The organism is Ruegeria sp., assembly GCF_965221235.1.
In the GTDB taxonomy this organism is placed as follows: domain Bacteria; phylum Pseudomonadota; class Alphaproteobacteria; order Rhodobacterales; family Rhodobacteraceae; genus Ruegeria.
Genome location: NZ_CBDCRS010000005.1, coordinates 157,428 through 181,346 on the forward strand (window position 1 = coordinate 157,428; position 23,919 = coordinate 181,346).

At 58.4% G+C, this 23,919-nt stretch carries 21 protein-coding genes; 17 read left to right on the forward strand and 4 right to left on the reverse strand.

The features are described 5' to 3' along the window. Positions 1 to 336 precede the first annotated feature (336 nt). The 4 genes from ACOQOY_RS21380 to ACOQOY_RS21395 form a co-directional block, all read right to left on the reverse strand. Positions 337 to 1,317: a formylglycine-generating enzyme family protein gene (locus ACOQOY_RS21380; RefSeq protein WP_420587402.1), complete on the reverse strand. Its 981-nt coding sequence runs from the start codon at positions 1,315 to 1,317 to the stop codon at positions 337 to 339. Positions 1,318 to 1,421: 104 nt separating this feature from the next. Beyond that, positions 1,422 to 3,053: a GMC oxidoreductase gene (locus ACOQOY_RS21385; RefSeq protein WP_420587403.1), complete on the reverse strand. Its 1,632-nt coding sequence runs from the start codon at positions 3,051 to 3,053 to the stop codon at positions 1,422 to 1,424. A gap of 3 nt (positions 3,054 to 3,056) precedes the next feature. Beyond that, positions 3,057 to 3,977, reverse strand: a complete 921-nt coding sequence (locus ACOQOY_RS21390) for a hypothetical protein (protein ID WP_420587404.1) — start codon at positions 3,975 to 3,977, stop codon at positions 3,057 to 3,059. Positions 3,978 to 4,074: 97 nt separating this feature from the next. Next, positions 4,075 to 5,127, reverse strand: coding sequence for a Gfo/Idh/MocA family protein (locus ACOQOY_RS21395; protein WP_420587405.1), 1,053 nt, complete (start codon positions 5,125 to 5,127; stop codon positions 4,075 to 4,077). Positions 5,128 to 5,283: 156 nt separating this feature from the next. Between ACOQOY_RS21395 and ACOQOY_RS21400 the strand changes: the two genes are divergently transcribed. The 17 genes from ACOQOY_RS21400 to ACOQOY_RS21480 all read left to right on the forward strand — a co-directional run bounded on the left by ACOQOY_RS21400 (position 5,284) and on the right by ACOQOY_RS21480 (position 23,917). After that, a complete protein-coding gene (locus ACOQOY_RS21400; protein WP_420587406.1) occupies positions 5,284 to 6,372 on the forward strand; it encodes an NAD-dependent epimerase/dehydratase family protein in 1,089 nt (362 codons plus the stop codon). Positions 6,373 to 6,441: 69 nt separating this feature from the next. Further along, positions 6,442 to 7,617: a glycosyltransferase family 4 protein gene (locus ACOQOY_RS21405; protein WP_420587407.1), complete on the forward strand. Its 1,176-nt coding sequence runs from the start codon at positions 6,442 to 6,444 to the stop codon at positions 7,615 to 7,617. A 210-nt stretch (positions 7,618 to 7,827) separates the two neighbouring features. After that, on the forward strand, positions 7,828 to 8,748 hold the full coding sequence (locus tag ACOQOY_RS21410; RefSeq protein ID WP_420587408.1) for a glycosyltransferase family 2 protein: 921 nt from the start codon (positions 7,828 to 7,830) through the stop codon (positions 8,746 to 8,748). A 1-nt stretch (position 8,749) separates the two neighbouring features. Next, positions 8,750 to 9,721, forward strand: coding sequence for a lysylphosphatidylglycerol synthase transmembrane domain-containing protein (locus ACOQOY_RS21415; protein WP_420587409.1), 972 nt, complete (start codon positions 8,750 to 8,752; stop codon positions 9,719 to 9,721). Then, positions 9,721 to 11,166 carry a protoporphyrinogen/coproporphyrinogen oxidase gene (locus ACOQOY_RS21420; RefSeq protein ID WP_420587410.1) on the forward strand — a complete coding sequence of 482 codons (1,446 nt, stop codon included), beginning with the start codon at positions 9,721 to 9,723 and terminating at the stop codon, positions 11,164 to 11,166. The genes ACOQOY_RS21415 and ACOQOY_RS21420 overlap by 1 nt, the downstream gene beginning before the upstream one ends. Before the next feature lie 3 nt (positions 11,167 to 11,169). Beyond that, positions 11,170 to 11,934, forward strand: a complete 765-nt coding sequence (locus tag ACOQOY_RS21425) for a polysaccharide deacetylase family protein (RefSeq protein ID WP_420587411.1) — start codon at positions 11,170 to 11,172, stop codon at positions 11,932 to 11,934. Between the two features lie 211 nt (positions 11,935 to 12,145). Next, positions 12,146 to 13,516, forward strand: a complete 1,371-nt coding sequence (locus ACOQOY_RS21430) for a nucleotide sugar dehydrogenase (protein WP_420587412.1) — start codon at positions 12,146 to 12,148, stop codon at positions 13,514 to 13,516. 108 nt (positions 13,517 to 13,624) lie between these two features. Then, on the forward strand, positions 13,625 to 14,644 hold the full coding sequence (locus ACOQOY_RS21435; RefSeq protein WP_420587413.1) for a hypothetical protein: 1,020 nt from the start codon (positions 13,625 to 13,627) through the stop codon (positions 14,642 to 14,644). Between the two features lie 17 nt (positions 14,645 to 14,661). Next, positions 14,662 to 15,831: an FAD-dependent oxidoreductase gene (locus ACOQOY_RS21440; protein WP_420587414.1), complete on the forward strand. Its 1,170-nt coding sequence runs from the start codon at positions 14,662 to 14,664 to the stop codon at positions 15,829 to 15,831. Next, on the forward strand, positions 15,831 to 16,253 hold the full coding sequence (locus ACOQOY_RS21445) for a GtrA family protein (RefSeq protein WP_420587415.1): 423 nt from the start codon (positions 15,831 to 15,833) through the stop codon (positions 16,251 to 16,253). Before ACOQOY_RS21440 ends, ACOQOY_RS21445 begins: the two co-directional genes overlap by 1 nt. Positions 16,254 to 16,292: 39 nt before the next feature. Further along, on the forward strand, positions 16,293 to 17,225 hold the full coding sequence (locus ACOQOY_RS21450; RefSeq protein ID WP_420587416.1) for a hypothetical protein: 933 nt from the start codon (positions 16,293 to 16,295) through the stop codon (positions 17,223 to 17,225). Beyond that, positions 17,222 to 18,049: a sugar phosphate isomerase/epimerase family protein gene (locus tag ACOQOY_RS21455; protein WP_420587417.1), complete on the forward strand. Its 828-nt coding sequence runs from the start codon at positions 17,222 to 17,224 to the stop codon at positions 18,047 to 18,049. The genes ACOQOY_RS21450 and ACOQOY_RS21455 overlap by 4 nt, the downstream gene beginning before the upstream one ends. Continuing rightward, positions 18,046 to 18,858: a glycosyltransferase family 2 protein gene (locus tag ACOQOY_RS21460; RefSeq protein WP_420587418.1), complete on the forward strand. Its 813-nt coding sequence runs from the start codon at positions 18,046 to 18,048 to the stop codon at positions 18,856 to 18,858. The genes ACOQOY_RS21455 and ACOQOY_RS21460 overlap by 4 nt, the downstream gene beginning before the upstream one ends. 141 nt (positions 18,859 to 18,999) lie before the next feature. Next, on the forward strand, positions 19,000 to 20,178 hold the full coding sequence (locus ACOQOY_RS21465; RefSeq protein WP_420587419.1) for an acyltransferase family protein: 1,179 nt from the start codon (positions 19,000 to 19,002) through the stop codon (positions 20,176 to 20,178). Between the two features lie 167 nt (positions 20,179 to 20,345). Continuing rightward, entirely contained in the window at positions 20,346 to 22,280 is a 1,935-nt protein-coding gene (locus tag ACOQOY_RS21470) for a hypothetical protein (protein WP_420587420.1), read from the forward strand. A 263-nt stretch (positions 22,281 to 22,543) separates the two neighbouring features. Beyond that, positions 22,544 to 22,729: a hypothetical protein gene (locus ACOQOY_RS21475; protein ID WP_420587421.1), complete on the forward strand. Its 186-nt coding sequence runs from the start codon at positions 22,544 to 22,546 to the stop codon at positions 22,727 to 22,729. A 198-nt stretch (positions 22,730 to 22,927) separates the two neighbouring features. Then, positions 22,928 to 23,917 (forward strand): glycosyltransferase family 2 protein, encoded by a 990-nt coding sequence (locus ACOQOY_RS21480; protein WP_420587422.1) that lies wholly within the window; start codon positions 22,928 to 22,930, stop codon positions 23,915 to 23,917. The last annotated feature ends 2 nt before the right edge of the window (positions 23,918 to 23,919 follow it).

Genomic DNA, 23,919 nt, shown 5'->3' on the forward strand with positions numbered 1-23,919 from the left:
GCAGCTAACCTAACAGAAAGGTTCAGACACACTCATCGACTGCATCGCACAGTTACAACATGTGTTCGGGCCGTTGCGCGGCCTTCGCACTTGCCCCTGGCCAGTATGGCGTTAGCAGATCACGCCCAATTCAGAACGACATGCTCGGAGCACTCTGGCGCAACCTAGATTTCCTGACCCAACCCGCCGTTGCAACCGCCTGTTCCGGCGTGTTTTAATTAATCGATGACGCCGTAGGGGTGATTGCGGCCATTGAAGGCACAGCCGTGAAGGTCAGTTCGATCTCGACTTTCAGCATCTCAGGCTCGAGAGGGCTTATCTCGATCTGATCGGGTGTTAATTCGCAGGGGAGGCCATCTCGCGTACCAGGCGGATAGCAAACCCCTCATCCCGGTTGTAATAATGCGGGCCAACCCGGAAAGCCGAGCGCGCACTTGGGGCAATATCCAGCGCGCCACCGCCGCGAATGGTGCGGAATTCGCAGTTTTCATCGGGCACATGCGGCGCGGCGGACTCTTTCACGGCATCATGGTAGGGCTCAAAACAATCTTCGACCCATTCGTACCCATTTCCGTTCATGTCATGTAAACCGAACCCGTTGGCCGGGAACTGACCCACTGCGCTGATCCGTGTATCGCCAAAGGCGTCCCAACATCCGATACAAGCCGCATTGTTCTGCCCGATCTCATTACCCCATGGGTAGCGGGTAACAGTTCCGGCGCGCGCGGCATATTCCCATTCAGCATCCGTCGGCAGACGATACGTCTGACCGGTTTTTGCACTGAGATACGCTGCCAAAGCCTGGGCATCCTGCCAGTCAAGTTGGAGCGCCGGCTGATCCCCCCGATAATCCTCGCCAAGCGCTGGCATATACGGCGGACGTCCGGTGATCGCCTGCCAGTCCGGGTCATCCTGAGCTTGTTGCCACTGATCAAACGTGACCTCATAGCGCGAAAAGGCCAATGGCCGGGCGATATGGACCAGACGCCGTGGTCCTTCCCGGTTTGCAAATTTCAGCTGCCGCCGGATCGGTGGGCGGCTGAAGACATGCAGATAGCGGTCCTCTTCAAACGCGGGAGAACCAAGCAGGAAGTAGCCGGGCTGCACCACGACCATCTCCGGACACCCCTCGCAATCGCTGAACACCTGACCCTCGGCAATCAGATCGGCTCCGGGCTGGCGCAGGGGCAGAATCTGTGACGCCCCGAACAAAGCGGCCTGCTGTAAGGCCGACAACTCGGGCGCTGGCAGTACGTCTTGACCTTGTGAGGCGGCCAAAGCGGCATCAAGATCGTTCAAGGCCGAGCGCGCGATCATGAGCATCCCTCCGAACGCCAGCGCGCAACCAAAAAGAAGCACGGCCATAATACGAAGGAACTTGGCCAGTTTCCCGCGTCGCCTGGTTGGTCCGTGTACACGCGTCATAAGCCGTGCCCCTTTTCTGCGGTGACCTTCTCGGCGATCCGCGCGCCTGCGCGGGCGGACAGGGCCATGATGGTCAGGCCGGGATTCTGGAACGGATTGGTCGGAAACGCAGCCGAGTCCGTGACATGGACATTGGGGCAGTCATAGACTTCAAGATCCCTGTTTAGAACATGCCGGTTGGGATCATCACCCATGCATGCCCCTCCGGTTTCATGGATTGAAGAGCCCGGCTGCAAGGCCCCGTCCGGGGTGTAAACCAATGGTCCGGCCATCTTGTAGGCCAGTTTGGAAATCAGGCTTTCGCGCCCCAAAAGATCATCAGGCAAGCCAAAGGTCTCAGACACATCCTTCAGCGTATCCTTCATGTCCTGCACCATGGCGCGTTCATTCTCGGAATGGCGTAGTGTGACCTTTGGTACCGGAATACCCCATGCGTCGCGCCTGTTCGCATCCAGTTCAATCCGGTTTTCGGCGCGCGGCAGAACCTCTCCGATCGCCATGAAGAACCAACCTGGTTCGATCCGCCCAACTGACCCCAGCAAGGAATAGCTACGCAGAAAGCCGCAGTCATCGGGCCCGCCACGATTGCGGAAGCCGGGAATATAGATGCCAGACTGGGCGCCGAAATCATACGGATCATGGCTTGGCCCCAACCCTTCGACCTGAGGCAGAGTGCCAGCACGAAAGACCATCAGGTGATCCGACAGGTAGCGCCCCAGATTGCCGGACGAATTGCCCAGCCCCTGCGCATGCCGCGGCCCGTGGGAATTCAGCAAAAGCCGCACCGACTCAATTGTTGAGGCGCAGACCGCAATCACCCGCGCGGTCACGCTGTGTTCGTGCCCGCTGGAGGCGTCGATGTAGCGGACGCCAGTGGCCAGACCTGTCTTTGCATTGGTTTCGATCTTTGACACCACCGCCCCGCTGCGCAGTTCGAAATTCCCGCTGGCTTGCGCAGCTGTCAGTGGCAGCGGTGTCCGTGCAGGCACGTGGCGAATGATCCGGCAGGTGGTTGCGGGGCGATCCGGCCATTTCTGCGCCAACTCGTCCATGAGGTTGCGCTCGGCCCCGGTCAGCGGGTGCGGGGCGTCATAGAGACCATCAGGCAGGTTTTCGATCTGTGCCGCCTCGCCCGCGACTCCCAGAAACTGCTCCACCCGTCCATACCACGGGTCGAGATCGGCATAAGAAATCGGCCAGCTGTCTCCGAAACCGTCTTGATCGGCGGCCTTGAATTCCTGATCTGACAGGCGCAGCGCATTGCGTCCCCACAGATGCAATCGCCCACCGACCTGACGGGAGCGGAACCAGTTGAAGTGGCCGTCCCGTGGCGTGGTGTAGGGGTTCTGCCGGTCATTGACGAACAGATGCCCGGTCAGCGGCGTGAAGGACATGCATCGCGCCTGCACATGCTGCCCCCGCAGGATCGCCATAACACGGCTGAGGATACTGACCCGAGATCCACCCGCGCGGTCACTGTCGGGGAAGTCATCTTTGGGGTCCAGCGCGCGCCCGGCCTCTAGCATCAATGTCCGGCAACCGCGCTCGCTGGTCTCTTTTGCGACCCAACCCCCGGCAGCGCCCGAGCCAATGACGATGACGTCGTATTCTGGACCGGGTGTCTGCATCGTTCAGGGCCTGCGTGTGATGTAGCCCCAGACCTCGCCACAGGTCCAGGCAATAGTCAGGATGATAATATACGGCAGTGCTGTCAGGTATCGCAAAAGCCGCCCCTTGCCGGCCTGTGTCAGACCGTGACGCACCCACAGGACCGGTGGTATCAGCGGGCTGGACAGGATATAGGCCAACCTCTTCGGGCCGCTCATATGCGTGGCCCGGATATGGCCGAACAGGCGACCCCAGTGAAACCGCTCGGGCAGCAACTGCCTCAGCCGGGCTGGAGGGCGCACATGGTCGACCACCAGCTCATTGGACAACAGCAGCTCTTCGCCCTGTTCGATCAGGAACCAGTGGACAACCGGCTCGCGGAACCGGTCCTTCCACAGATGGCAGGTCGCCTCCAATGCCTTCCGGCTATAGGTCACGTTCACATCCGAGACCCATTCCGCCGGACCGCTATCGAAGGGCAGGCCATAGCGCCCGAAGTCGGTCACGTAAAACGCCCAGTTCAGCAGCGAGACGGGTTCCTTGCAGTCGATGGCCCCGCCGATGACGTTCTTGCCGGTTTCTGCATGCAGACGCATGACGGTCCGCGCCCAATCCGGGTGTGGGTGGCCGCGGTCTTCCAGGATCGCAATCACATCGCCGGTCGCGGCGGCCAGTCCTGCGGCTCGGCGTCGGTCAAACAACTCGTGCTGGCCCGCCTCGGACGTGATCGGACGGGCGGGTGTGATGGGTCCAAGGTCAAGAAACTTCACATCCGGGAACTCGACCGCGTAATCGGTGACGTCCAAAACGCTCGCATCATATGGCACGATCAATTCAAGGGGCGGAGGGTTCTCGAACGCAGCGACCGACACCAGAAAGTCGCGTAGGTAAGAGCCGCCATCGACAATCGTCACGACTATGGAAAGCGTTGGATGATCTGTCACCGCAAGCTCCTGCAACTGGAAAAATCCTGCCTCTTCAACGCAGATACTGACAAGGCCCGGTGGGGATGCCAAGCATCCTGTGCAAACTGATCCAAGCTCATGCGGCCATATCCCCCAGAGCCTTCAGCGTGACCGGCTGCCCGGTCGCACCGCTTTCGCGCACGGCATCGGCGACCTCGATCGCCCGCAGTGCGGCGTAGCCGTCGGAAATACGCAACCCGGTCTGCCCTGCACATAGTCCGACAAAGTCTCGCATCTCATCGGCGAAGGACAGCAGCGCGGTGGTTTTCCACGATTTCACCTTTTCCCGCAGCATGATCCCGGGATAGCGGCGATGCTGACGCGAGGGCTTGCCACCCGGGCGATCCGTTGTGATCAGCAATGTCTCCATCGGCGCATAGGCACCGCGTACCATGCCCTTGGTGCCATAAACCTCGATCTGGCTTTTGTAGCCTTTCCAATCCGACCACGTGGCCTGATAGATCGCGGGAATACCTTCGGGATTCTTGAAGATTGCCATCGCATTGTCCTCGGAGCCCGGTTCGTTCCAGACTTTTTCCGTGGCGATGCCGTAAACGCTGGTGATCTCGCCCATCATATGGCGGGCCATGTCGGTCATGTGAATCCCAACATCCCACAGCGCGCCCCCGCCTGAGATGTCGGACTTGTATTCCCAGTCATACACGAACTTCGTCAGACCTTCGTGCCCACCATAGATGCGCAGATGATCGACCTCTCCGATCTGGCCCGAGCCGATGACGTCTTTCACATACGAAAAGGCCGGGTAATAGCGCATGTTGAACCCGCCGCCCAAAGCCTTGCCTGCCGTCTGCGCCGCGGCGACGATCCTGCGGCTGGCTTCGACCGTGGTGGCCAGCGGCTTTTCTGCCAACACATGCAATCCCCGGTCAAACGCGGCAATGCACAGCGGTTCGCGCACATGGGCCGGGGTCGAAATGACAACCGCGTCCATATCAATGTCAAAAAACCTGTCTGTATCGGTAAAGGCTGGCGCATCTCCGGCAACAGCCTCGGCGCGATCCATTTTGGTATCCATGACGGCGGCCAGAGTGGTGTCGGGATTGTCGATAATGGTCTGCACGCGCATCTGACCAATCTTGCCAGCCGCACCAATCACGCCGATCCTCATAAAATTCCTCACTCAAAACCTTGGGGAAATACACCCCGAACATCTATAACATCAGATCATCTGTTAGCGGAGTAGCACGCGAAATCGCCCTGCGCTAGGTTTCTGGCGCGCAACGATTTCAACGCAATGGTTTTAATTGGTGAAGGATTGGCAACAGTGAGTTTAACCGGATCAAAAAATTTGCAGGGGCAAGCGGTGTTTGTCACCGGCGCGACAGGATTCCTGGGGGCGCGTCTGGTTCCGGCCCTTCTGAACAACGGCGGGCAGGTCACAGCCTTGCTGCGCAGCCGTCATGGCGCGAAAGACCTTGAGGCAAAAGGCGTCACAGTTGTCACCGGTCCCCTCGGTGATCAGGGGGCACTTACTAAGGCTCTGCGCGGCCACGACATGCTGATCCATCTGGCCTATGACGTGCGGGCCACCGCCGAGCGGAATCTGACGGACTTTGGCGCGCTGCTCGGTGCCGCGCAGGAGGCCGGGATCGGTAGGATCATCCACACCAGCTCAATCGTTGTCTATGACGATTGGCCCAATGCGGATCTGGACGAGACTAGCCCGATGCAGCGCCCCGGCGGCAGCCCGTATCGGCAAGCCAAGATCAAAATGGAGGCGCAGCTGATGGCCGGGTCAATTCCAGCCGCAATCCTGCAACCCACCCTGATTTATGGGCCGGGCAGTGCCTTGTGGACCGATCAGTTGACGGAAAACCTTGTGGCTGGAACTCAGATCCTGCCCCAACCCGAAGGCCTGTGTAACGCCGTCTATGTCGACGACGTGGTTCAGGCCATTCTCAGGGCGGCGGCTCTGGAGGATCTGGGGCAGGAGCGATTCGTCATCTCCGGCCCGGAACCCGCAAGCTGGTCTGAATTGCTGTCAGGCTATTCCCAGATCGTCGGCAAGGGCGACATCCGATTTGAACGACACGAAACCCTGTTGCAGCGCCTTGGGCCAGAACCTGACCACGACGCCGCCGCCGAGACCTTGTCGACCGCGGCCCGGATCAGCGCGCTTGGCCGCACGGTGCTGGGGCGAAATCGGTTTGAGGCTCTGGTGCGTGCCGTCAAACGGCGCGTGGCGTCGGGTGATGGCGTGGCCTATCCCGACCGGCATCTGCTGGACCTTTTTGCAGCCCGGGGCCGGTGCAGCATCGCCTTGGCGCAGGATCGACTGGGATACCGGCCTGACTATTCCCTTGAAAAAGGTCTGGAGGCGACAGCAGACTATTTGCGGGGCCGATTTGGCTGAAGCCGCCCCATGATTTGAAACGTAATCGCAGGCCCTCCGTATTTCTTGGGCCGCCATCAGGGCAAGACCATGCTGCATATCGGTGTCGACGCAAGCTCTTGGGAAAATGAACGGGGCTTCGGGCGTTTCACCCGCAACCTGATCCCGGCGCTGGCGGCGCGGCATTCGGGCTTTCGCTATACGCTGCTGTTCGATCAGGCCCCCACGCGCCCTGTTCCCGACGGCGTCGACGTCCGGGTTGCGGGGTCAGACAAGTCTATGTCCGAGGCTTCTTCCGGCGCATCGGCGCGCGGCGGGGCCGATCTGATGACCATGGCGCGAACCGCACGGCAGATGAACTGTGATCTGTTCTTTTACCCCGCCGTCTATTCCTATTTCCCGCAGCTGACCCGGCGGCCCTCGGTCGTGTGTTACCACGATACCATCCCCGAACGGTTTCCGGACCTGATATTCCCTAAGAAATTGAATTTCCGCCTGTGGCAGGCAAAATGCTGGCTGGCGAAGAAACAGGCCACGCGGATCATGACCATCTCACAGGCATCGGCGGATGATCTGGACCGCATCTTGCGCATACCCGCCGGTCGCACCGACATTATAACCGAAGGCGCCGAACCGGTCTTTCGACCCATCCACGATAAACAGCTTCTGGTGCAGACCCGTCAAAGATACGGGATTCCGACGGATGCGCCTTTGCTGGTTTATGTGGGCGGATTCAACCGGCACAAAAACGTGCTGCGCCTGATCGAAGCCATGCCCGACATTCTGGCGCGGGTCCCTAACGCGCGGCTGGCCATCGTGGGACGCACGACTGGTGCCCGCTTCTGGGACAACATCGAAGACCTGAAAGCCAGCGCCGCCGCCGATGCGGCCCGATCCGAAAGCATCGTGTTCACGGGTGAGATCGACGACGAGGAACTGGCCGCCTTGCTGAACACATCTGACGCGCTGGTCTTTCCGTCGCTGTGGGAGGGGTTCGGCCTGCCCGCGCTTGAGGCGATGTCCTGCGGCACGCCGGTTCTGTCCTCGGACCGCGGCAGCCTGCCCGAAGTGGTCGGGGATGGTGGGCTCTATTTTGATCCGCTGTCCAGTCAGGCTGTGTCGGATCAAGCCGTCCGGTTGCTGAGCGAACCGGGTCTGCGTGATGCGCTGTCGCAAAAGGCACTGACGCAGGCGGCCAGGTTCAGCTGGGACAAAGGTGCAGAACTGGCCGAGGCAAGTTTCAGGAAAGCATTGGGTCATGTGTGATGCGACAAGGCGATCCAAACCCAATGTGATCACGGCTTTGTTGCCGTTTCAGCCACGCCTTGGGCAAATTTCACCGAACAGATGCACTTATTCTGGACTTCGCACCGGGAAAACCCAGAATACGACCGTGTTCGGTATTGTTCAAATTTTGCCAAATTCCCGGGTTATGTTTAATTTTAATTGGTTTGAGAAAAGGGATGGTTCACCTCGATGAACAAAGTGACTGATACAAACGCTTCAAACAGCACTGCCGCCGAAGACCTGACAGGGACCGCGGGCATGGAGCTGAGCGTGGTGATCCCAGCCTATAATGAGGAAAACGCTGTACTCAGCACGGTTGACGACGTGCGTGCGCATCTTGAGCCGCTTGGCATTCCCTTTGAAATCATCGTGGTTGACGACGCCAGTCAGGATGCCACCCGCGCCCGCGCCAAGGAAAGCGGGGCCATTGTCACCTATAACGACGTCAATTCCGGCTATGGCGCCAGCCTCAAGCGCGGGATCAGAATGACGCAGTACGAATATGTCGCCATCCTTGATGCTGATGGTACCTATCCGGCACGGTTTCTGCCGGAAATGCTGAGCTTGTGCCGGGAGCAGGACATGGTTGTGGGGGATCGCGGGTCGGCAATGAAAAACGTGCCGCTGCTGCGCCGTCCGGCCAAGAAGTTCCTCTTTGCCTTCGCCTCGTTCCTGGCCGAGCGTAAAATCAACGATCTCAATTCAGGAATGCGGGTGTTTCGCAGGTCTGAACTGATCCCTTTTCTGCCTCTTCTGCCGCAGAATTTCTCGTTCACCACCACGATCACGCTGTGCATGACATCGAATGGCAAGCGGATGATCTATACGCCGATCGAATATGGCAAACGCGTTGGCAAGTCGAAAATCCGGCCTATCGACTTTCTGAATTTCATCATTCTGATCCTGCGCATCAGCACGTTGTTCAACCCGCTGCGCGTGTTCATTCCTTTGGGTCTGGTCTTTTTCGGCCTTGGCTTTTTCAAGACGCTATACGATCTGACGCAATGGAACCTGAGCGAAACGGCCGTCTTCTCGTTTCTGGCCGCAATCATGATCTGGTCGCTTGGGCTGATTGCAGACATGATTTCGCGGCTGCATCTCAGGCCCTGACATGAGCGCGCCTGCCACTCGTGCAAAGATCCGGCGCGGCTGGGTCATACGGGCCGCAGGCTCATTACTCATGCTGGCCATCCTGTTCTGGCTGCTTCCGTTCGATCACATCCGGCAGGCGTTTGAGGCAATCCCGCTGAGAGTGTTCCTGCTGGTGCTGCTCCTGTTTCTTCTGGCGCATGTAGCCGCGGCGCTGAAATGGTGGCTTTTGCTGGACCGGGCCCTGCCGCCGCTGGCAGCCATTCGCGCGCATTTTGCTGGGCTTGCAGCCAATCTGTGCCTGCCTGGCGCAATTGGGGGCGACGCGGTACGTGCCGGTCTGGCGCAAGCATCGGTCAAAGACGGCGCCCGTGTGGTTGCCGTTGCAGCCGCCGACCGGCTGATCGACATGCTGGCCCTGTTGGCAGTGTCGGGCGTTGGTCTGGTGCTGTCTCGGCATGCCGGGGCCGACAGCGGGATGGTTTTTCAGGTTGCGTTGTTCCTGGCCGTTCTGGTCGCAGGCGTCATTGCGCTGCCACATCTTCTGCCCCTGCCATGGCGATTGGCCCCTTCCCTGCCCGGGCGTGGATTTGCCGAGCGACTGGCCGCAGCTTTTTCCGATCTTAGCCAGAAGCCTGCCCTGCTTGCGCTCGCCTTTGTCGCCTCGACCGCGATTCAGTGCCTTTTGGCTACGCTCGCATGGTGGCTCGCTGTGGCCGCCGGAACCGGAGTTGATATTGGCCATTGGCTGTTTGCCTGGCCGTTGGCCAAGATTGTCGCGGTGCTACCGGTTTCGCTGAACGGGCTTGGGCTGCGCGAGGCGACTTTGGCCGTCTTTCTGTCCCCGTTCGGGGCGGACCCGTCTGTTATCGTCGCGGCTGGCCTGATGTGGCAGGCCGTCCTGTTTGTTGCCGGGGGGCTTGGCGGGTTGGTACTCAGCCTCTCGGGGTTAAAACTCGGCTCATCCCCTGCCGGAAAGAAAGAGTATAAGTGATGGATGTTTCCCAAAGCGATGCGGGCCAGGACAAGCCCCACATTATCATTCTGGGCGCTGGACCGGCGGGTCTGGCGGCAGCGCATACGCTGACCCGCAATGGTCAGGCGCGTGTCACCGTGATTGAATGGGCGGGTCAGGCCGGCGGAAACTCGGCGTCATTCCCGGTTGAGGGGGTGATCTGCGACTACGGCTCGCACCGGTTCCACCCGGCGGCCGAGCCCGAAGTGCTCGCCGATGTGAAAGAGCTGTTGGGCGACGACCTGCTTTTGCGACCCCGGCACGGGCGCATCCGGTTGGGTGGTAAATGGATTCACTTTCCGCTCAAGCTGACGGATGCGTTGATGCGGCTGCCCAAACCCTTTGCGCTGTCGCTGATTGGTGACATGGCCCTGAAGCCGTTCCGCAAGAAAAGTCAGGGGCCTGAGACTTTTTCGTCAGTACTGTATGACGGGTTGGGGCCGACGATTTCCGAGAACTTTTATTTCCCCTATGTACGCAAGCTCTGGGGACTGGACCCGGATAAACTGGCGGTCACGCTGGCCGAGCGGCGCGTTGGCAGCGGTTCGGTCGGGAAAATTCTGATGAAGATGCTGCGTCTGATGCCTGGTCTGCGCAGCGAGACTGCCGGACGATTTTATTATCCCCGTCAGGGATTTGGCCAGATTTCGGATGCCATGCTGGACAGCGCCCGTCAAAACGGTGCCGAATTCCTGTTTGAGACCGAGATCACCCGCATCGAACGCGATGGCAACCGGATCACAGGGCTGACCCTGCAAACAGAGAATGGGGAAACGCGGCTGGATGGCGATCTGATCCTGTCGACGATCCCGCTGACCGGGCTAACCCGCTTGATTGACGAGCCGCCGGCGGATGTCGTCGAAGCGGCCCGCACGATCCGGTTCCGCGGCATGATTTTGTTGTATCTTGTTCTGGAAACCGACCAGTTCACCGAATTCGACGCGCATTACTTCCCGGAAACGTCAATTCCCATTAGCCGGATGTCAGAACCCAAGAACTATTCAGCCAGTGCTGATCCTAAGGGTGTCACTGTCCTATGTGCCGAGCTACCCTGTGATCCCGGCGAAAAATGGTGGGACATGTCGGACGAGGATCTGGGGCGCGCTTTCACCGAATGGCTGGGGCAGCTGGGTCTGCCTGTCACCGTGCCGGTGCGGCGTTGCGAAACCCGCAGGTTGGGCCATGCTTATCCAGTGTACGATGTCGATTACCAAAGCCGTTTCGACACGGTGGATCAGTGGCTGCTTGGGTTGGACGGCCTGCTGGTCTTTGGAAGGCAGGGGTTGTTTGCGCATGATAATACGCACCACGCCTTTGCCATGGCCTATGCTGCCGCGGATTGCATCGGCCCGGACGGACAGGTGGACCGGGCCAAGTGGAATGAATATCGCGACATCTTCGCCACCCATATAGTCGAGGACTGATCCGTGGCAGCCCCGCAGCTTGATATTCTGATGTATCATTCGATCTCGGATGCGCCGGGGCCAACTTCGATCTCACCGCAGGTATTTGCCGCGCAAATGCAGGCCTTGGCCGTATCCGGCGTACCGGTTGTCTCGCCGGATGCCATGGCCCAACCACCCGCGGATCGGGCGGTCGTCATCACCTTTGATGACGGATTTGCCGACTTTGACACGACCGCCTGGCCAATCCTGCGCGACCATGGGTTTCGGCCAATCGTCTACCTGCCCTCAGATCTGATGGGCCAGTCCGAAAACTGGGCGGGCTGCAATACTCCTGCCCGGCCTTTGATGAACTGGGACCGGATCGAATCTCTGGCGACCGAGGGCGTCTGCTTCGGCGCTCATAGCCTCAGCCACCCCGATCTGACCACCCTGCCCGCCGACAGGCTGGAGACAGAGGTGGCGCAGTCAGGCCAGGACATCTCGGCCCGGCTTGGCCAACCGATCCACCACTTTGCGCCTCCTTACGGTGCTTCTTCACCCGCTGTGCGCCGCTGCATCGCGCAGCATTATACCACGTCGGTCGGCACCAGACTGGGCGTGGCCAAAGCCGGATCTGACCTTCATGACCTGCCCCGGCTTGAGATGTTCTATTTCACCGACATCGCCCGCTGGCGGGCACACTTGGCGGGGCGTGGACGAGGCTATCTGGCCCTTCGACAAACTCTGCGGCAATTGCGCAGCATCGTCAGGACCGGTAAGGAGACACCTGCGCCACCCCGCCAATAACCGGGCCCTCTTTCGAGGAAAACAGTAACAGAGCATTGAAAATGGGCAGATTGTCTCAAATCACCAGACAGACCCGTGCTGCCGAAGCGATTCCCAACAAATCTGTTGGCTTTGCGCGCCATCCCCGGCATTCTGTTGTCCGGGGCGCGTCTGGTATTATGGGCGAACCGTCCGTTATTTTCAGTGTGACTTTGTGTAATCTGGGTAAGTTATGAATTTCGAGACCTCGCACCATCAATCCCTCAAGCAACGCATCGCTGCCCGCGAGGCACGGATTGCTGTCGTAGGGTTGGGCTATGTCGGCCTGCCGCTGGCGCTGACCGCCTATGATGAAGGGTTCGACACGACCGGAGTTGACCTTAACCCCGACCGGGTGGCGCGGATCAACCAAGGCGATCAGGTGATCTCGTACCTGGCGCAGGACCGGATTGCAAAGGCGGTGGACAGCGGCAAGTTCCGCGCAACACAGGATGTCGCGGCGCTGGAAGGGGCCGATATCATCCTGATCTGCGTGCCGACCCCGCTGAACGATGCGCAGGACCCGGATATGCGCTTTGTCGCCGCTGCCGCACAAACCATCGCGCGGCATCTGCGCCCCGGTCAGATGGTGGTGCTGGAAAGCAGCGTCTGGCCCGGAGCCACAACAACGCTTGTGCAACCGATCCTAGAGGCCGGCGGTCTGCGCGCGGGCAGCGATTTCTTCCTGGCCTTCTCGCCGGAACGCGAAGATCCCGGCAATGACAAATTCGACACGCATAGCATCCCGAAAGTGGTAGGCGCCGACGATCCGCTGTCGCTGCAATTGGTCGAGGATTTCTATCGCGCCATCGTCACCAGTGCGGTACCAGTCAGCTCGGCCGCAACTGCCGAAGCGGTCAAACTAGTCGAAAACAGCTTTCGCACTGTCAATATTGCGCTGGTCAACGAGTTGAAAACCGCTCTCGGCGCAATGGATGTCGATGTCTGGGAAGTGATCGAGGCGGCGGCGACCAAGCCCTTTGGCTTCATGCCCTTCTATCCCGGTCCCGGTATCGGTGGGGCCTGCATTCCGGTCTCGCCCGCTTATCTGGCATGGCGTGCGGCGGACGCGGGATCAGACACGCCGATCATCAATCTGGCGCGGTCCAGCAACGATGCGGTTCCGTCCATGCTGGCGGCACGGATGGCGGCAGAACTGGCGGCGCGCAATGGTTCAGCGCTGGTGGAAACCGGGCAGCCGCTGACGGGTCAATGCATCCTGCTGATGGGCATCGCCTATAAGCGCGATGTGGAGGACACCCGCCGCAGTCCCGCTCTGGTCCTGTTGGACGAGCTGGAAAAGCTGGGGGCCGAAGTCGATTACCACGACCCGTATTTTCCCCGCCTGCCCGAAGGCGGCGAATACCCGCATCTGGCAGGTCGCGAGTCGGTTCCGCTGACGTCAGACACTGTGAAACGCTATGCCGCCGTGGCCGTCATCACCGATCACAGCGCCCCTGATTACGCGCTGGTTGCGCGTGAGGCCGCGCTGGTCATCGACACTCGGAATGTGTTTGAAAAGCAGGGGATCAAGGTCACGGACGGACGGCTGGTCAAGATGTGACTCTGTCGCGAACTGTCAGTTTTTGATCCTTTCTCGATAAATGTTGACAGGTATTCCCCGCATCAGGACACTTTCAGAAGCAACCCTTTGCTGGTCCAGGAGCGTGAATTGCAGGTTCCATCGTCTGCCACATCTCAAACTAAATCGCCGCCTCTGCAATTGCGCGGAGAGTATCTGATCAGCATTGCCATACTGGCCAAGGGCGATATTGCCGAGACCGAGCGGACAACCCGCGAAGCGCTGGAATTTCTGGAAAATACGGCTGAGTTCTTTGAGATTCTTCTGCTTGTGTCCACAACGGATTACGACCGCAACCGTGAAGTTTTCGACCGCTTATTCAGGCTTCGCAACTTGCGCAGCCTGATCCTGCGAGAAGGAACCGGGGAATACCGCGCTGCTGTTGTTGCGGCAACGGAAACAATTGGCGACTTTGCGATCATTGTATCTCCAACTGAGCGCAATCTCATTGACCTTCAGAAAATCTTCGACATTATGACCGGCTCTGGCGCGTCGGTCCGGTTGCGAAGCCCCCGCCGCGTTGCGCTGCCGGCGCGCGCGTCGGCGCGTCTGCTCAGCCTGATCTCAGGCTACGAGGTTGACCCGCAAATCCTGCGGACGGCAGCATTCCACCGGTCTCATATCGGGTGGATCGCCTCACGCGCTGACCGAGAAATCGCCCTGCGCTTTATGCCCCGCAGCGGTGGACATTCCGAAGACATCACGACGCTGGATGTTGATCCGGACAAAGATGTGCGCAACGGGCGTTCATTGCTCGGCCGATTTGGGATGGCGGTCGAGATTCTGGCCAATTCGCCGCCCAGCATTCTGCGCTTTCTTGCAATGTTGAGCTTTTTTGTGTCGTTCTGCTCGGTCTTGTTTTTCATTTACGCAATCTGCCTGTTTGTTTTGGGCGTTGCGCTGGAACCGGGCTGGTTCACAACCAGCCTTGCCATCAGCGGTTCAACCGCGCTGACCGGGCTGCTGTTCGGCGCGATTGCCACGGCGCTGTATCAAATTCTCAGCCGATTGCAGAACAATACGGGGGACGAGATCATCCGGGAAATGAACAACGCCGATTTCTTTACAAATTTTCAACGGGTCAATGTCGAGACCATGTCCCCGGATTGATTGGCTGATCCGCCGAAATGAATACCACTGATCCCACTGGCTCTGGTGAATTCGACGTCGTCATAATTGGAGGCGGGTTCTTTGGCTGCGCGCTCAGCCTGCTGTTTCGCAGCATTACGGATCGGGTTCTGGTGGTTGAGCGTGGTGCCGAACTGATGACCCGGGCCTCTGCGGTCAATCAGGCGCGAGTGCATTCCGGGCTGCATTATCCCCGAAATTTTGTCACGGCGCAGCGCTCGCTCAAGAATTTTCCGGTCTTCACACAGGCATTCCGAAACTGCGTTCAGGACGATTTCGAGATGCTTTACGCCATCTCAAGACGCAGGTCTCATGTGCAGGCCAACCGGTTCGAGGCGATGTTTAATCTGATGGGCGCCCCTATTCAGCGCGCCAGCCCATCGCAAAGCGCCCTGTTCGACCCGGCCCAGATCGAGGCGGTGTTCACGTGTAAGGAATACGCGTTCGACTGGACCCGGCTACGCCAGCACTTTCACCGCCGAATGTCCGAGCATGAGGTCCCAGTGTGGTTCGACACCGACGCGCACCGGGTTCGCAAAACCACGAGCGGGCGTCTTGAGGTCGAGCTGTCCAACGGCGCGACGATTGCGGCGAAAACGGTGTTCAACGTGGGATATGCGCAGCTCAATACACTGCTGCGCAACAGCGGTCTGGATCTTTACCCGCTCAAACATGAACTGGTCGAGATTGCGCTTGTGAAACAACCGACAGAGCTGAATCAGCTTGGCGTGACGGTCATGGACGGGCCTTTCTTTTCGATCATGCCCTTTCCCGCCGAAGGGGCGTTTTCGTTGTCACATGTCCGCTATACGCCGCAGGCATCCTGGATCGATACAGCCACCGGTCCCTCTGCCTATGAGCAATTTGACCGGTTGAAACAGCAGCACCTGCACAGCCGCTGGCGGCATATGGTCAATGATGCGACCCGCTATATGCCTTGCATGGCTGATACGGAGTGGGTGCGATCCTTGTTTGACGTCAAAACCGTGCTATTGCGCAATGAATTCGATGATGGACGGCCCATCCTGATGGATGAACACGCGCAACTGCCGGGGTTGTTCTCGATCCTCGGCGGGAAGATCGATAACATTTTCGACCTGTTCGCGTTTCTCAAGGCCAGACGCCCGGACTGGACTGCGCTGTCGTCACATCTGGTGACGGAGTCCTGATGCGCTTTCTTCGCTTTACTGCCATCAGCGGGCTGGGCCTAGTGGTCGATATCGCGGTTGCGCTGTTCCTGCATCGGGTGGTTGGCCTGCCCTTGTGGCTGTCGGCAACAGTCAGTTTTGTGGCCGTCGGGATCTGCAATTATCTGATCTTTGAATTCTGGCTGTTTCGGGCCGATGGCAGCGCCGTTTCCCTTCGCCGTCTGGGTGGTGTTCTGCTGAGTGCCGCAATTGCCGGAGGCGCGCGCATCACAACCATCCTGTTCATCGAAGCCTATGCTGGCGAGGCACCGACGCCCAGTGCATTAAGGGACGCTCTGACCTTGCTGGCGGGGGCCGGAGTGTCACTGATCGTGAATTTTGTCATAAATTCCCGCATTGTTTTCCGGCGGAATATGCAAGGATCACACCCAGAGGATTTGTGAACCGGGTGTGCATGTCAACGAGTGTCAGAGGAAAAGGTGATGGATAGTCTTGTTGGATATTCTGGGTTTGTTGGCGGCAATCTGACCGGTCAGCACGGGTTTACCGGGCTATTCAATTCATCGAATATTGATCAGGTGGTCGGGCATGAGTGTGACACTCTGGTGGTGTCGGCAGTTCCGGCCACAATGTGGCTGGCCAACCAGAACCCCGATGCAGATCGGGCCAATATTCTGGGCTTGTTTGACAAGCTGCGTCAGGTTCGCGCGGCCCATGTGGTTCTGATCTCGACCATCGCCGTCTATCGCGATCCGTCTCAGCCGGTGACGGAAGACAGTGACGATTTTGAAACAGACCTCGCCTATGGCCGTCATCGTCGCGAGTTTGAAACCCTGATTGCGGATCACTTCCCCAGCCGGCTTATTCTGCGCTTGCCGGCATTGTTTGGGCATGGCCTGAAAAAGAATTTTCTGTTCGACTGTATGAACCCGGTGCCGTCCTTTCTGAAAGCCGAGATCTATGAGCGTCTGCACTCTACCGCCAGCGAGGCCGACCAGCGGGTGATTGAACGTGGCTTTAGTTGGGATGAAACGGCGAATATGTGGCGCTGCAACCGGGATGCAATCGTGGGCACCCCGTTGCGTGACATCTGCGAACAGGCCGGAGTGACCGCTTTGGCCTTCACCCACGCAGACAGCATGTTTCAGTTCTACGACCTGTCCAGATTGTGGCATGACATCACCATCGCGCGCGAGAATGACGTGGCTGTGTTGAACCTTGCCACCCGACCCCTCAGCGCGGGGGGGCTTTACAAGGACCTCACGGGAAAGGATTTTCCGTATCGTGACGCGCCAAAGGTCACGCAGGATATGCGCAGCCGACATTCCGATCTCTGGGGGCATGAGAACGGATATCTGCTGGGGCGTGACGCCATCCTGTCAGGCATCCGGACGTTCACGGGGTTGGGTCAATGAAGCTGTCGGTCTCGAATATCGCCTGGCCGTCCGAACAAAGGGGCGCGGCCTATGATCTGCTGCGCGATCACGGGGTGAGCGGGCTGGAATTCGCACCGGGCCTGCTGTTTCCCGGGCATGACGCACCACTTGGGGCAACGGCGCAGGACTGCAACGAGGTCATTGCCGAACTCTCAGCCTATGGGCTGCGCCCTTCGTCGATGCAGTCGTTGCTGTTCGGTGTCCCAGACGCCCATCTTTTCGGGCCGCCGAAAGCGCAGCAGACTTTGCAGGACACGATGCAGGCTGCAATTGGGCTTGCCGCGCGCCTGAACTGCCGGAACCTTGTCTTCGGCTCGCCTGCGAACCGATTGATCCCAGACGAAATGAGCCCGATCCAAGCCCAGACTATCTGGCACGACAGTTTCCAAAGGTTGGGGGATATGGCCGCATCCCGAGAGGTTGTTGTCGCTCTGGAAACAAACCCGGTGCAATATGGTACAAATTTTATGACCACTATTGCCGAGACCCTGGCGGTGGTCAGAGCCGTCGATCATCCTGCAGTCCAAATGAACCTTGACCTTGGCGCCGCTATCCTGACCGGTGAGATCGAGACAGTCGATGACTGGCTTGCCCCCGCTTTGGACGCATCGCACCACGTGCACCTCAGCGCCCCTGATCTGGCCCCGCTGTCAACGCAGGCGGCAATGGTCCGGCGTATCTGTGCGGCGTTGGATGCAGCGGGCTGGAACGGCTGGGTTTCGGTTGAAATGCGCGGCGGGCTTGAGGCGCTGTCAGAGTCCCTTACTGCCTGTTTCGGGCCGCAATCGGAGCGCGCCGAATGACTGAACCTGTACCCGCCCGGCAGGTGCCCACTTATGAAAGTCAGGTGTTTAAGCCCCGTGGATCATCGGCTGTGCTGATCATTCCTGTCATCAACGAAGGCGAACGGTTGCTGGGCCAGCTGGACGCCATAGCGGCGCTCGATCCGCCAGTGGATGTGGTGATTGCAGATGGTGGCTCGGCTGACGGGTCGACGGATTCCGCTCGGCTTGAACCCCGGCGGGTGCGGGCCTGCCTTACAAAGACCGGTCCCGGCAAGCTAAGCGCGCAATTGCGGATGGCGTATGCCTGGGCACTGGATCAGGGCTATGACGCGATCCTTACGATGGATGGAAATGGCAAGGATGGCGTGGATGGTATTCTGAGCATCCTCGACAAGCTTGAGGAAGGGTATGGCTATGTTCAGGGCTCGCGCTATGCCCACGGGGGGCGGGCCATCAACACACCGCTGTCCCGCTGGATCGCTGGCCGGCTGATCCACGCCCCCCTGATCAGCTTTGCCGCGCGTCACTGGTTCACCGACACCACCAACGGGTTCCGGGGCTATTCCCGCGCCTTTCTGGACGATCCCAGCACCCGCCCGTTCCGAGATATTTTCATCAAGTATAACCTGCTGTTCTACCTGTCTGTCCGTGCCTCGCAACTTGGCTATAAAGTCACCGAAGTTGGAGTTACTCGCACTTATCCGGACAGCGGCAAAGTGCCGACAAAAATCACTGGGCTGAGTGGCAAGCTGGACTTGCTGGCCGAGCTGTTTGGCGCCGTCATCGGGCTTTATCATCCGAAGGATGACGCCAAAAACCGGCCCTGAAAACGGCTTGCTTGCGCAACAGGTGGCGCCCGGACTGCCGCAGGCGACATTGCCTGATAACCCCTCAATAAGGTATAATCGGGCAATCGGTTCGATGAATTTAACTTTGCACGGTTTACCAGTTCAGGTGTTGTAACGATTGTGACGCGCTTTACAGAAGAAAAACCCACCATGGCCGCTTCGCCCGGTCCGCGCACTCTGGCGGATCAGTTTGATCTGTATAACGGGCGCACAACCGGCTTCGACTATTTACGCATCACGCTTGCGATTGGCGTTCTGGCCTGGCACTCGTTTGGCGTGACCTACGGACGCGAAGCGCTGGACGCTTTCTTTCGCGATGTAGCACTTGCCCCGGCAGTGCGTATGATCCTGCCGATGTTCTTTGCACTCAGCGGATTTCTGGTAACGGCCAGCCTGTACCGATCGGACAGTCTGAAGGTTTATCTGATCTTTCGCGGTCTGCGCCTGTTTCCAGCCCTTACGGTCGAGGTGGCGCTTGCCGCCGTGATCCTTGGCCCCATCGTAACATCACTGACCTTGGGCGAGTATTTCACGGCAGGTGGGTTCTATTCCTATTTCCTGAACATTCTCGGCCTCGTCCATTATGAGCTGCCTGGCGTTTTCCACGGCATCCCGTATCCAAGGGTCGTGAACGGCTCACTCTGGACAGTTCCATACGAACTGGAATGCTATTTCTATCTGGCGCTGTTCTTTGTGCTGGGCGTATTCCGCAATCGCTGGTTCGTGCTGCTGGTCTTTATCGGCCTCACTATCATGAGCGTGGCTTTGGGGGCCTCCAGCGCCAAGGGTGTGGTCATCGTTTTGAAAAATATGCTGATCGCCACTCCCGAAGGTCTGGAACCCAACCTGCAACAGGCGGTGGACGACCGGATTCAGCTGGCGCGTATTTTGGTTGTCAGCTTCTTCGCCGGTGCCAGCCTCTATGCGTGGCGCGACAAAGTTCCGCTGAACGCCCCACTGGCCGCAATTTGCGCTGTCATCTCGTTCCTGTGCCTCGGCTCCTCCAGTCTTTATTTCTATGCGCCGATGTTTGCCACTTATCTGACCGTTTGGCTGGGCCTGCAAAACCCGACCCTGTGGGGCGTGCTGAAAACCGGCGATTACTCCTATGGCATTTACCTCTATGCCTTTCCGATCCAGCAGGCGCTGATGCTGACCGGGTGGTTCGATCAGCAATACCTGTTCCATTTGGTGGTGACGCTGGCCGTAGTGTCCTTGTTTGCGGCGTTCTCATGGCATGTGATTGAAAAGCCCAGCCTGAAAGCCAAATCCTATTTTCTGCCGTCAAAAGTCTCGTGAATTTTCGTCGATTGTTTGCGAATGAAAGCAATGTGATCCGCGGAAATACCCGGGAACGTATTGGGAAGCCGCAAATTTCTTGGCAAGCCCGTATGGATGGGGTCAAGATATCAGGATTGTTCCAAAGCATTATCGGTACGTGTCTCCCGATCAGGACGAGGGTATAGATGCACACACATACCTACCCCAACTGGCGCAGTATTGGTTTCGCGCTGATCTCGTTTCTTGTGGTCCTGCCGCTGATCGAATGGCTTCCGCAGATGTTTGGCCATGCGCCCGGAGTCATCAGCACGGCGCAGGCTGAAGGTTATAACAACCGGGCTGCGCATCTGATTACCATTCTTTGGATCGCCGTTACTGTGGCTGGCGTCTGGGGCCTGTCGCGCGGAGCGGATCCTCTGCCGCTTGCCGCCGAACCGTCTCGGGCAAAACCCGGATGGGCCTCGACCCTGCTGCTGCCGTTTCTGGTCTGCGTTGCGATCGCATTTGTCTATTTCCCGCCCGCCCTTGCGCCCAGCGGGCCGTATTTTGAGGAATCCATCCACCTGACAACCATCCATCGGATGCTGAACGGCGATGTTCCCTATCAGGATTTCGAGTTCCTGTACGGGCCGCTTATGCTCTATCCGGCCTATTGGTGGACCAAGCTGACCTCATTTTCACTGACCCCGTTCTACAGCTATGTGCTGATGCTGGAACTGCTGGTTATGCTGGCGCTACTGATCGCCATTCAGGTCCATATCGCCTCGTTTTGGGGGCGTCTGGGCGCGTTTCTTCTGCTCTCCAGTCTGTATTTCAACACTATGCTCGGCCCAAACCAGAACGGGTTGCGCAAGCTGGCCGGAGTTCTGATCCTAATCAGCGTGGCCCACCGCCCGTTTCATACTGGGTTGAACGTTCTGCATGGCGTAGGTCTGGGGCTGTTGCTCAGCTATTCTCAGGATTTCGGAGCTGCGACCGCCATTGGCATCTTTGCCATCTACGCGTCCCTCTTTATCAAACTCCGGGACAGGCGCGCCATCCGCGCGCTTATGTTGACGGCTGGTACATCTTTTGTCGTTTGGCTCGGATGCCTGTGGCTGCTGCTTGGCCCCGCCATCGGAGACTATTTTTCCGTCGTACGTTATCTGACCGGCCAGTTTGACTCGGGCGAGGCCGCATTCCGCTTTTATTGGACCGCGTCGGGCCTAGCCGTGTTTGCTTTGGTCCTGATCGCTGTCTGGCTAACCGGCTCGGCTTTGGGCCGGAGATGGACGGCAGTGCCGGGACCGTCCGATCTGTTGATCATTGGCGCTTTGGCCTATGCTGCCATATTGCTGAAAAGCGGGCTCAGCCGTGCAGATCAATGGCATCTGGTCCCTGCCGTTCTGCCCATCGCGTTCTGCATGGTGCTGCCGTTTCGGGCCGCCTATGCCCCCGTCCCCATTACAGTGCGGAGTTGCGGAATTGTCCTGACCGTGATCCTGGCGCTGACCTATACCTTTGGTCAGTTCACAATCGCCCGATATGTCTTCCGCACCGGCCTTCTGTCCAATTATCAGGCAATGATCTCAGGGCAATTGACGCAACCCGATACGGTCGTCGACTCTGTCCTGCCCAACCTTCTGCGCGAAAACAGCGACCCTGATGAAAACACGGTTGCGCTGTCCCGCTTTCTGGCCGAGCCGCCACAACGCGACAAGCCGGTTTTCGCCTATGACAGGCTGTGGTCCCTGCCCGCCCGGTTGGGCGTATCAAAGGTTGGGTTCCTGACGGACAATTACATTTATGGCGACGCGCGGGGACATTCTTTGCTTGCCACGCTTCAGGATCATCCGGATGCTCTTGTGATTGTCGATCGCGAAAGTTTCGACTGGTTGTCAACGACGCCAAAGGATGCCCCGCCGCCCTCTGGCAACCATTGGGTCAGTTCCGGTAAATATGGCCAATTGCGTGCAATATTGGCATCAGTCCACGTGCCTGCCGTCCCGCTTGAGGCGGCACAGATGCGCCTGCGCTGGCGACGGCTGGTTGGGAATTACGTGATGGATTACTATGCGCCTATCTTTGACAACGACCGCTTTGTTGTTCTGGAGCGCATAGACGGCACTGCGTCGGATTGAACCATTCCTGCTGGGCCGCGGACAGCCCGGCCTGCATTCAATTCGCAACATATAAGCAGCAAGTCGCTCAAAATCCGAAAAACCTGTTCCAACCGATTTTCAGTAACCATATTTTAACCTAAGGGCTTCCATAATTTTGCCGTGATTGTGTCACGGAATATTCAAAGGAACCTTGCTCAGCGATACTGCCAGCCCTGATAACAGGGGCAGCAGTGATCGAGGCCAATGTCGGAGAGTGTGCTTCAATGCCGGGAATTTTAGGAGTGACCATTCTAGTAGGCTTCATCGCCGCCGGAGTGGCCTTGTTTTCCGGGTATTCCCTGCTGACGGCCTTTGGGTTCTACGTTTTGTTTGGCTGGCTTTTCATACTCTGCTCAGGGCTGGCAATCTTCACCTTTAAAGCGCTGAAAAAGCGGATTTACAAACAGCGCCATCCGGTAATCTCATAACAAACTGACCGCGTATGCGTTCTGAGGATTTCCACCTGTGTTGTAATGCCGTGTGAGACAACTCGCGCGGACGTGGCTTTGTTCAGACGCTGCACCGTTTTTATTGCGTATGTTCAAGGAACTCTTTGAACCGGGCTGCAAAGCGTGGTCACTTAGACATGATCGACAAAACAGACAATCGCAATGACGCCACAGACCATGAGCACGCTCACATCTCCGCATCGGGTCACGACCTCTGCCACAGGCGGACCGACGCTCAGTATCGTTATCCCCATGTTCAACGAAGAAGATGTTCTGCCCGTTCTGTTCGAACGGCTTTGTTCGGTGCTCGACTCCCTTGGCGAAAGCTATGAGATTATCTGCGTCAACGATGGCAGCACCGATGGAACTGCCCAAATGCTTGCTAAGGCGCACGACGACAACGAGCGGGTGAAAGTCGTGAATTTTTCGCGCAATTTTGGCAAGGAAATCGCCATGACGGCTGGCCTCGACCTTGCTTCGGGGCAGGCAGTGGTGCCAATCGACGCCGATTTGCAGGACCCGCCAGAGCTGATTGGCGCATTTTTGGAAAAATGGCGTGAAGGGTTTGATGTTGTCTACGCAGTACGACGTCAACGGGACTCGGACACCAAAATGAAGCGCTGGACGGCGGCAAGATTCTATCGGGTCATCAACACGATGTCCGGGGTGCCGATACCCGCCAACAGCGGCGACTTTCGCTTAATGGACCAACGTGTGGTCCGTGCGGTTGTACAGTTACGTGAACAGAACCGTTTTATGAAAGGGTTATTCGCCTGGGTCGGTTTCCGCCATGCCGAGGTCCCCTATGACCGACCCGTGCGCGCCGCCGGGAAATCCAAGTTCAACTACTGGCGGCTGTGGAATTTCGCTATCGACGGCATCACCGGTTTCAGCACCGTTCCTTTGCGGGTCGCGGGTTATGTCGGCATACTGACTGCTCTTGGCGCGATTGTTTATGGCATTTACCTGATCATGCGCACGCTGATTCACGGGGTGGATGTCCCTGGCTATGCCTCGTTGATGGTCGCAGTGTTGCTGATCGGCGGGCTTCAGCTGGTCGTGCTTGGCGTGATCGGAGAATATCTGGGACGGCTATATGAAGAAGCCCGAAAGCGGCCACTTTATATCGTCGAAAGCAGCCTGGGCTTTGACGAGACGTCCCCTTGAAC